9 protein-coding genes are annotated in these 9,939 nt (G+C 60.5%); 8 read left to right on the forward strand and 1 reads right to left on the reverse strand.

Annotated features, from left to right (window positions below):
- Positions 1-157: 157 nt before the first annotated feature.
- The 6 genes from VL15_RS37510 to VL15_RS37535 all read left to right on the forward strand — a co-directional run bounded on the left by VL15_RS37510 (position 158) and on the right by VL15_RS37535 (position 6,963).
- Positions 158-1,069, forward strand: coding sequence for an NmrA/HSCARG family protein (locus VL15_RS37510; RefSeq protein WP_048251958.1), 912 nt, complete (start codon positions 158-160; stop codon positions 1,067-1,069).
- 506 nt (positions 1,070-1,575) lie between these two features.
- Positions 1,576-2,466, forward strand: coding sequence for a pirin family protein (locus VL15_RS37515; RefSeq protein WP_048251959.1), 891 nt, complete (start codon positions 1,576-1,578; stop codon positions 2,464-2,466).
- Positions 2,467-2,619: 153 nt separating this feature from the next.
- Positions 2,620-3,075, forward strand: a complete 456-nt coding sequence (locus tag VL15_RS37520) for a (2Fe-2S)-binding protein (protein ID WP_048251960.1) — start codon at positions 2,620-2,622, stop codon at positions 3,073-3,075.
- Between the two features lies 1 nt (position 3,076).
- Complete coding sequence (locus VL15_RS37525; RefSeq protein WP_048251961.1) at positions 3,077-5,362, forward strand: xanthine dehydrogenase family protein molybdopterin-binding subunit; 2,286 nt, start codon at positions 3,077-3,079, stop codon at positions 5,360-5,362.
- Between the two features lie 13 nt (positions 5,363-5,375).
- Positions 5,376-6,668, forward strand: a complete 1,293-nt coding sequence (locus tag VL15_RS37530) for a c-type cytochrome (protein WP_048251962.1) — start codon at positions 5,376-5,378, stop codon at positions 6,666-6,668.
- A gap of 73 nt (positions 6,669-6,741) precedes the next feature.
- Positions 6,742-6,963, forward strand: coding sequence for a hypothetical protein (locus VL15_RS37535; protein WP_048251963.1), 222 nt, complete (start codon positions 6,742-6,744; stop codon positions 6,961-6,963).
- Between the two features lie 101 nt (positions 6,964-7,064).
- Here the strand turns inward: VL15_RS37535 and VL15_RS41345 are convergent, their stop codons facing one another.
- Positions 7,065-7,706: a TetR family transcriptional regulator gene (locus VL15_RS41345; RefSeq protein ID WP_080971088.1), complete on the reverse strand. Its 642-nt coding sequence runs from the start codon at positions 7,704-7,706 to the stop codon at positions 7,065-7,067.
- A 336-nt stretch (positions 7,707-8,042) separates the two neighbouring features.
- On the opposite strand from VL15_RS41345, the gene VL15_RS37540 reads away from it, so the two are divergent.
- Both VL15_RS37540 and VL15_RS37545 read left to right on the forward strand, forming a co-directional pair.
- A complete protein-coding gene (locus tag VL15_RS37540) occupies positions 8,043-9,245 on the forward strand; it encodes an efflux RND transporter periplasmic adaptor subunit (protein WP_048251964.1) in 1,203 nt (400 codons plus the stop codon).
- Between the two features lie 15 nt (positions 9,246-9,260).
- A partial coding sequence (locus VL15_RS37545) for an efflux RND transporter permease subunit (RefSeq protein WP_048251965.1) occupies positions 9,261-9,939 on the forward strand: 679 nt, incomplete at its 3' end.

The raw sequence follows: 9,939 nt of genomic DNA on the forward strand, positions 1-9,939 counted from the left end.
TGTGAAGTGAGGCCGTTTCACTTCGATCGCGCTACGTGAGCGCTTCGCATCCGCTGCGATTGGCTGCAAGACGAACGCAGAGGATGTCGCTCCCTGAGCGATGCTCCTTGGCTCCTTGGTATCAGTCGCAATCTGTAGAAAACGCAGGAGAATAACCATGTCAAACAAAACCATTGTCGTGTTCGGCGCAACGGGTCGACAGGGGCAAGGCGTGGTGAACGCGCTGCTCGACCAAGGTGGCTATACCGTCCGGGCGATCAGTCGAGATGCCGGCTCGGACCAGGCCAAAGGGCTCGCCGCCCGAGGAGTCGAGGTGGTTGCCGCAGATCTGAACGTAGTGGACACATTGGCACCGGCGCTCAGCGGAGCCTATGGTGTGTTCCTGGTCACCAATTTCTGGGATCCCGCAACAGGGACAAGCGAATACGATCAGGTAAAGAATGTGGTCGACGCCGCGAAATCCGCCGGTATTTCTCACATCGTCTGGTCGACACTACCCAACGCTCACGAAATTTCAGGCGGCAGGTACGAGGTTTCGCACTTCACCAACAAAGCTCGGGCCAACGCAGTGATCGCAGACGCGGGCTTTCCCAATTTCAGCTTCGTCGAAGCGCCGTTCTTCTTTCAGAATTTCCTTGGTCAGATGGCGCCGCAACCCACCGGGAACGGGAACCAAAAGGCGTGGGCGGTTCCGATGGATATCACCAGCAAGGGCGTCCATGCCGGCGACATCCAGGAACTGGGGAAATTGGTCAAGCAGGTCTTTGACCATCCGGAGATAGCCGGCCAGGGTCAAATTCTGTCGTTGTGCGCCGACGCTTACAGCTGGCAGGAGTTCGCAAATATTCTGAACGCACAGGGCCACAACGTGGTGCTGAACCAAGTGCCGGGAAAGGCCTACGAGATGTTCTATCCCGGCGCGGACGAAGTCTGCGCGATGATGGGTTATTTCGAAGACTACAGCTACTTCGGCCCTGACGCGGACGCCAAGAGGGCGCGTGCAGATGCGCTGGTCCAAGGGCCGCTCACCGGCTTTGCGGAGTGGGCCAAAGTCAACATGCCTGCTTGATCCGTGTGACATGAAATTAGGATTCCGATTCGATATCGTCATCGAACGGGATGGTATGCGAGACCCAAACCGGGTATTGCGTGGCGGGCGGGTTGGTCAGCAGCGCTCCACGAATGGGGTTCTGGTTTGCTCTGCCATCCGGATGAGAAGGGAGGTCTGGGCTCGGACGCTCTGCATCGGGTACAGGGGCCATGGTGGCGGACTCATTCATGAACGCGGCGGAGCGACGCAGCGCTGTTGCTCATGCAGCAGGCCGTTTCGATGGTCGCACCGACCGCGCAAACGTGTTGGAGCTTCCAGTCAAATCGATCACCCCGCCAGGACGGAAGCTCGCCAAGCTGCTCGGTTTTGGGTCGGCATGACGACATCTTCAGCCCATGGCACGAAGAACGAACTGCGACGCGCGACCAGCTTGGCTGCGGTGACGAACTCCATTTAGGTAACTATTCGCTCACTTTTGCACTGGCGGAAAGGTGAAAGAGGACTTGAAAGCAAGGATGAATGCCATGACGACAAGCACGACGGGACGCGAAAACACCCAGTCCCACCTCAGGCATGAGCAGCGTTCACGCGATATCGTTCACCGTGCGCGCGGGATGGGTAACGGGTCGATTACGCGGCTTGTGAGTCCCTCTGACCTGGGTAGGTTGATCAAGCCGTTCGTGTTCCTCGATCTCTTCGAGTCCAACGGTAGTCACGCCCGGCCGCTTGAATTCGGCTGGCACCCACACTCTGGCATCGCCACGGTAACGGTCGTCCTTGACGGCGCGGTCCAATACGCGGAGACGACGGGCAACGCTGGGGTGCTGCCCGCGGGCGGTGTGGAGTGGATGCAGGCGGGCGGCGGTGTTTGGCACACGGGTACCTTTGACGCAGCACCCCTTAGGGGCTTCCAGCTCTGGGTAGCGCTCCCGCCAGATCTCGAGAACGCACCGAACAGGAGCCAATATGTGATGCCGGAGCAGGTCCCGAGCGCTGGCCCCGTGCGCGTGATCCTTGGCACGTACGATGGCATGACGAGCCCCATCGATGCGCCGCCGATGACCTACCTCGTGGTCACGCTGAAGGACGGCGAGCGCTGGATGTTCCTCCCCCCGCCGGGGCACGACGTCGCGTGGGTTTCCGTGATGGATGGCGCACTGCGTGCGTCATCCCGCATCACGCGCGGAGAGGTCGCGATCTTCGAGCGCGCCGAGACGGCCATCGAACTGGTCGCCGAGGGCGACACGCGCTTCGTGCTGGGTTCCGCCACTCAGCACCCTTACGAACTCGTGCTCGGCCACTACTCCGTGCACACCAGTGCCGAGGCGCTTCAGCGGGGAGAGGCCGAGATTCGCCGCATCGGACGTCAACTTCGTGCCGAGGGCAAGCAGAGCTATGCGCTCCAGTCGATCTGATGCCGGGGTTCGAACTCCCGCACCAAGGCGGCTTGAAGGCCGATCGGGATCGACAGACTCGTTCATACCCGGAATCGAGCCAGTGCAGCAGCATGCATGGTCTGATGCCGTCGTGCCAGCCGTCCAAACAATAATCTGCAATCGGAGTCTCCTATGACAACGCTCAACATCAATGGAAAGACGCATATCGTGGCGGCCCCGCCCGACATGCCTTTGCTGTGGGTCTTGCGCGATCTGGTCGGCCTGACCGGTACGAAGTTCGGCTGCGGGATCGCCCAGTGTGGTGCCTGCACCGTGCATCTGGACGGTGCGGCGGTGCGCTCGTGCGTGTTGCCGGTGGCGGCGGTCGGCGACAAGAAAATCACCACGATCGAAGCGGTCGGCGAAACGCCTGCGGGCAAGAAGGTGCAGCAGGCCTGGCGTCAGATCGACGTGGTGCAGTGCGGCTACTGTCAGTCGGGACAGGTGATGTCGGCTGCCTCGCTGCTTGCGCAAAACCCCAATCCCACTGACGCGGACATCGACGCGGCCATGGCCGGCAACATCTGTCGCTGCGGTACCTACAACCGCATCCGCGCGGCAATCAAACAAGCCGCAAAGGAGGTATGACATGTCGCAAGGACTGCTTGATGCGCAAGACGCCGCGAACGGCGCCCCTGATGCCCAGGCTGCTGCCGGGGCTGTGCCGGACGCGAATGGCCCGCATTTTTCGCGCCGCGCCTTTCTGAAGTTCGGTGCGACGGTGGGCGTGGCGGCGGGTGGTGGCCTGCTGCTCGGTTTCAGCGTGTCAGCGTTAAGCCAGGGACAGGGCCAGGCAGGTAAATCGATGATCGGCGGGGACGCAAGTGAACCGGCACCGGCTGGTGTGTTTGCACCGAATGCGTTCATCCAGATCGACACTGCGGGCAGTGTCACGCTGGTGATCCCGAAGGTCGAAATGGGCCAGGGCGTCTATACGTCGATTCCGATGCTGATCGCCGAAGAGCTGGAGGTATCGCTCGAGAGCGTCACGCTCGATCATGCACCGCCTGATGCGACGCGCTTCATGGACCCGCTGCTCGGTGCTCAGGCAACCGGTGGCTCGACATCGATTCGATATGCATGGGATCCGATGCGCAAGGCTGGCGCGACTGCCCGGATGTTGCTCATCAATGCAGCGGCGCAGCAATGGCACGTCGATCCGACCAGCTGTCATGCCCATGCTGGACATGTGATTCATGCCGCCAGCCGGCGCAGCATCGGTTACGGTCAACTGGTCAATGCCGCGGCAAAGCTGCCGGTGCCGCAGAATGTACCGCTTAAAGATCCAAAGGACTTCCGGATCATCGGCACGGCGGTCAAGCGTCTCGACTCGCCGGAGAAGGTGGATGGCACTGCGCTGTTCGGCCTCGACGTACGGGTGCCGGATATGGTCTACGCGGCGATTGCGACGTGTCCGGTGTTCGGCGGCACGCTCGCCAGTGTCGACGACGGCAACGCGAAGAAGATTGCCGGCGTACGTCAGGTCGTCAAGGTGGACAATGCCGTGGCCGTAATCGGTGATCACACATGGGCGGCCAAACGCGGGCTTGCCGCGCTGGATATCCAGTGGAACGAGGGGGCTGGCGCGACGCTCTCGATGACGCAGATCGTCGACGACCTTGCTGGCGCGGCGAACGATGGAGCGGGCGCCGTAGCGCGCAAAGATGGCGACGTGGAAAAGGGTTTCTCGGGGGCGAGGGCACGCGTCGACGCGGTATATCAGCAGCCGTTCCTGGCTCACGCCACGATGGAGCCGGTCAACTGTACGGTACACGTGCGTGCCGACGGCTGCGATATATGGTTGGGCACGCAGGTGCCGACGCGGATCGTCGATGTGGCGGTGCAAATCACCGGTCTGCCGGCCGGGAAAATCACGGTGCACAACCATCTGCTTGGTGGCGGCTTCGGGCGCCGTCTCGAAGTCGATATGGCGATCCAGGCGCTGAAGATCGGCAAGCAGGTGGGCACGCCGGTCAAAGTGGTCTGGACGCGCGAGGAAGACATTCAGCACGACTTGTACCGGCCGTATTACTACGACAAGATTTCAGCGGGACTCGACGCGAACGGCAAGCCGATTGCATGGCAACACCGGATCGTCGGCTCGTCGATCATGGCACGCTATGCGCCGCCGGCATTCCAGCATGGTCTCGATCCCGATGCAGTAGAAGTCTCAGCCAACCTGCCATATGACTTGCCGAACCAGGTTGTCGACTACGTGCGTCAAGAACCACGCGCGGTGCCGACCGCGTTCTGGCGCGGCGTCGGGGCTACCCGCGGCACCTTCGTGGTGGAATGCTTCATCGACGAACTGGCGGCACAGGCCAAGGTGGATCCTGTGAAATATCGGCGCGATCTGCTCGGCAAGTCGCCGCGTGTTCTGAACGTCCTCGATACAGCTGCCCGCGCGGCCGGCTGGGGCAGCACCGGCCTCCCGCAAGGGCGAGGACGCGGTGTGTCGGTCATGCATGCGTTCGGGAGTTTCTTTGCGATGGTCGCAGACGTGAGAGTCGATCACGGAGAAGTAACAGTGAACCGCGTGGTATGCGCGGTCGATTGCGGCATGGTCGTCAATCCGGACACCATTGAAGCGCAGGTGCAGGGCGGCATCATCTTCGGCGTCACGGCGGCGTTGTATAGCGAGATCACGATCAGGGACGGTCGCGTCGAGCAAAGCAACTTCACCGATTACCGCATGCTGCGCATCGACCAGACGCCCAATATCGAAGTGCATATCGTGAAGAGCACCGAGGCGCCCGGCGGGATCGGCGAGCCTGGCACGGCAGCCTTGGCGCCTGCTGTGGTGAACGCCATCTACGCGGCCACGGGCAAGCGGCTGCGGCGCTTGCCGGTCGGCGATCAACTGCGAAGCGCCTGAGCGAGAATCGGTTATGGCCAAGACATTGAAGCTTATCGGCGCAATGAGGATTGTTACGCTGAGCCTGGCGTTGCTGTTGGCGCTGCAGTCGAGTGCGCGCGCTGCGGATGATGCACTGGTGCAGCGCGGCGCTTATCTGGCGAAGCTGGGCGATTGCGTGGCCTGCCATTCGGCGCCTCACGGCAAGCCGTTTGCGGGCGGCCTGCGGATGACGACGCCCATGGGCGAGATATACGCCACCAACATTACGCCCGATCCGGGCACCGGTATCGGACGTTACACCGAGGAAGATTTTGCCCGCGCGTTGCGCGAGGGGGTAGCCCGTGACGGGCACAACCTGTATCCGGCGATGCCGTATCCCTCATATGCGAAGGTCAACGACGACGATGTGAAGGCGCTCTACGCGTTCTTCATGAAAGGTGTGGCACCGGTGCAGCAGGTCAATCGCGAGTCGAACATTCCGTGGCCGCTCAATATGCGCTGGCCATTGAAGCTGTGGAACATGGTGTTCCTCGACAAAGGCGCCTATCAGGACAAGCCCACCAAGGACGTAGCATGGAATCGTGGGGCGTACCTGGTTCAGGGCTTGGGCCATTGCGGTTCATGTCATACGCCGCGAGGCTTTGCGTTCCAGGAGAAGGCGCTGGATGAAAGCGGCGTCGCATATCTGACGGGTGCTGCGCTGGACGGCTGGTTCGCGTCCAACCTGACCGGTGAGCATAACGTCGGACTGGGGCGCTGGTCTGAGGTGGATCTTGTGGCATTCCTGAAGACCGGTGCGAATTCGCACGCATCCGCATTCGGCTCGATGACCGGCGTGATCAACAACAGCACGCAGGCCATGACCGATATCGATATTGCCGCGATGACAACCTACCTGAAGTCGCTGCCTGCCGTGGGCAGTGCAGGTGCACTGCGATATTCATATGATGGACAGGCAACGAGGGCGTTGCTGACGCGTCCGGCAAGCGATGCCGGCGCGCGGATCTACGCCGAGTACTGCATGCATTGTCACGGAGCGGATGGCCGGGGTTTCGCGCCGATGCTGGCACCGTTGGCGGGCAATCCGAATGTCATGGAGCGCGATGCGTCATCACTCATCAATGTGACGTTGAACGGTGCGAGCGACCTTGTGATTGATGGCATTCCGTCGCCGTATCCGATGCCGGAGTACGCGCCGGTGCTCAATGACAGGCAGATAGCCGACGTGCTGACGTTCGTTCGTGCAGGCTGGAATAACCGATCGCCAGCGGTGAGCGCAGATGAGGTCGCGAAGTTGAGAAAGTCGACGCAGGCGATCCAATAACACAATGTAGCGCAGATCAGTGCGATCTATGCCATAGCCGGAACAGGCGCGGAACGCGGAGTAGGTCATCGACGTGTTGATCCTGATCAGCATGGTCGAGCAGATAATCGAGGTCGACGAGGTGCTTTTCATAACTGGCACCAGAAAGCTGAGCATTGGTACCACTGCGATCCTCTCGGCCGGAACTGGGCCGCCGAGCGAATCCATCGCATTACGGACGAGTGTCTTCGATGGGATTGATCGATATCGGAATCATATCGGCGAACTAGGAGTTTTCTTCTCGGAGCAGCTCTAGATTGGTCAGGCCAGTGTGCATCGACCCGAAGCGAATAAGTCTTGTGATTGAATAATAGGTGCGCCGAGTTGGGCGGGTGTGCAAGGTCGCGAATTCGTTGGTCAGATTGATCTACTTTTTCGCATCGCTCGGCTGTATCTCAGCATGTCTATGCATCCATCAATCAGTTTTCTTGCATGTTTCTCTGCATCAATTGTGTCCGGAAGTATTAGCATGTCTCGAACGAAGCCGCAGACAAAAGTGTGAAGCATAAGTGCTGACCGCCATGTGTCAAGCCTTTCTGGTAATTGCTTTTTTTCGATGGCTGAAATTAGTATCTGCTGTAATTGTTCCAATATCTCCGATGTGGAAATTTTGGCACGCAAGAACATGGGGTCAGTTTCTCCCATGTATTCGCATTTAAGAAACAGGATGCTGAAAACTCTATTCAGTTGAGGATCGCGCGTGACACCAAGCAAGCATCCGACCAGAATTTTTCGCAGTCTCAGGATTGGATTGATCTTCGATCGATCCGACATTTTTTTGAGTTCGTCAATTGGTAGCTGGACGCGCTCCAGCATTGCGTCGAACAAGTTGCTTTTATGCTTAAAGTGCCAGTAGATAGCCCCACGCGTGAGTCCCGCACGTTGAGCGATATCCTCGAGAGTAGTGTGCGAAACACCTTTTTCAAAAAAGACAAGTTCAGCAGCATCAAGGAGCTTGTTCCGGGTAATGAGCACGTCTTCTTTAGTACGTCGGACCATAGCGGGTCGCCTGTTCAAATGGTACGGATTCGAAACAAAAGTTTGTTGGCCTGCTATTGACTAATAAATTAGGATGCCTACATCAAATATATATACATCCTTGGATGTATGTGTGGTGAGATGGTACGGTCGAATTTGTCCTATGGCAACCAACTCATGCTTGAACACATGGCGTGGTCTCTGGTAGGGCTTTGTGATGTTGGCGGCAGCGGTCATGGGGTTATCGCATTTGCAGTTTGGCAATTCAGGTTTTCGATCTGCACCACGAGGCAGATCCGTGTTGCGCTCCCGTCGGGTGCTGCACTTATTCCATTGGTTACACACAGAGGTCGCTCCATGCGCGTCGAACGGGTTCCATACCGCTTAATCACTGCCGCAACGGCTGCCGTTTTCCTGGCCGCGTGCGGGAAAACAGAATCGGCGCCGCCGCCGCAAACGCCGGAAGTCGGCGTCGTTACCGTGCAGCCGCAAGCCGTGCCGGCGGTGACCGAACTGCCGGGCCGCACCAGCGCGTTCCTCGTCGCGCAGGTGCGCGCACGCGTCGACGGTATCGTGCTGCGTCGTGAATTTACCGAAGGCGCGGACGTCACGGCCGGCCAGCGTCTCTACAAGATCGATCCGGCGCCGTACGTCGCCGCGTTGAACAGCGCGAAGGCGACGCTGGCGAGGGCGCAGGCAAACCTCGTGACGCAGAACGCGCTGGTCGCACGCTACAAGGTGCTGGTGGCCGCGAACGCGGTCAGCAAGCAGGACTACGACAACTCGGTGGCCGCGCAAGGTCAGGCCGCGGCGGACGTCGCGGCTGGCAAGGCAGCGGTCGACACCGGGCAGATCAACCTCGGCTACACCGATGTGGTCTCGCCGATCACCGGCCGCGTCGGCATCTCGCAGGTGACGCCGGGCGCCTACGTGCAGGCGAGCCAGGCGACGCTGATGTCGACGGTGCAGCAGCTCGACCCCGTGTACGTCGACCTCACGCAGTCGAGCCTCGAAGGGCTGAAGCTGCGTCAGGACGTGCAGAGCGGGCGTCTGAAGACGACCGGCCCGGGGGCCGCGAAGGTGTCGCTGATCCTGGAGGACGGCAAGACTTATTCGGAGCCGGGCAAGCTGCAGTTCTCGGACGTGACGGTTGACCAGACCACCGGCTCGGTGACGGTCCGCGCGCTCTTCCCGAATCCGGGCAAGGTGTTGCTGCCGGGGATGTTCGTGCGCGCACGGATCGAGGAAGGCGTGAACGAGAACGCGTTCCTGGTACCGCAGATCGGCGTCACGCACGACCAGAAGGGCCAGGCGATCGCATTGATCGTGAACGCGGCCAACAAGGTCGAGTCTCGTCCGTTGACGACGATCGGTACGGACGGTCAGGACTGGATCGTCGAAGGTGGTCTGGAGGCGGGCGATCACGTGATCGTGCAGGGTGCCGACAAGGTGCATCCGGGCGTGACCGTGAAGTCGGTGCCGGCGCAGCTCGCACCGGCGGCCGATGCCGCATCGGGCGCCGCGTCGGCGAGTGCTGCCGCTGCTTCGAGCGCGCAATAACAGGGAGCCTGTTTCATGGCAAAGTTTTTTATCGATCGCCCGATCTTCGCGTGGGTGATCGCCATCATCCTGATGCTGGCCGGGGTTGCGGCGATCTTCACGCTACCGATTGCGCAGTATCCGCCGATCGCACCGCCATCGATCCAGGTCACCGCGAACTATCCGGGCGCTTCCGCGAAGACGGTGGAAGACACGGTGACGCAGGTGATCGAGCAGCAGATGAGCGGTCTCGACAACTTCCTGTACATGTCGTCGACGAGTGACGACTCGGGTAACGCGACGATCACACTGACCTTTGCACCTGGAACGAACCCCGACATTGCCCAGGTCCAGGTGCAGAACAAGCTGTCGCTCGCGACGCCGATCCTGCCGCAGGTCGTGCAGCAGCTCGGTCTGTCGGTGACGAAGTCGAGCAGCAGCTTCCTGCTGGTGCTCGCCTTCAACTCCGAAGACGGCAGCATGTCGAGAGACGATCTCGCGAATTACGTGGCATCGCACGTGAGGGATCCGATCAGCCGGTTGAACGGCGTAGGTACCGTCACGCTGTTCGGCTCGCAGTACGCGATGCGGATCTGGCTCGACCCGAACCGCCTGACGAACTACGGCCTGACGCCGGTCGACGTGTCGTCGGCGATCACCGCGCAGAACGTGCAGATCGCGGGCGGCCAGATTGGCGGCACGCCGGCCACGCCGG

This window comes from Burkholderia cepacia (assembly GCF_001039005.1).
Taxonomy (GTDB): domain Bacteria; phylum Pseudomonadota; class Gammaproteobacteria; order Burkholderiales; family Burkholderiaceae; genus Burkholderia; species Burkholderia theae.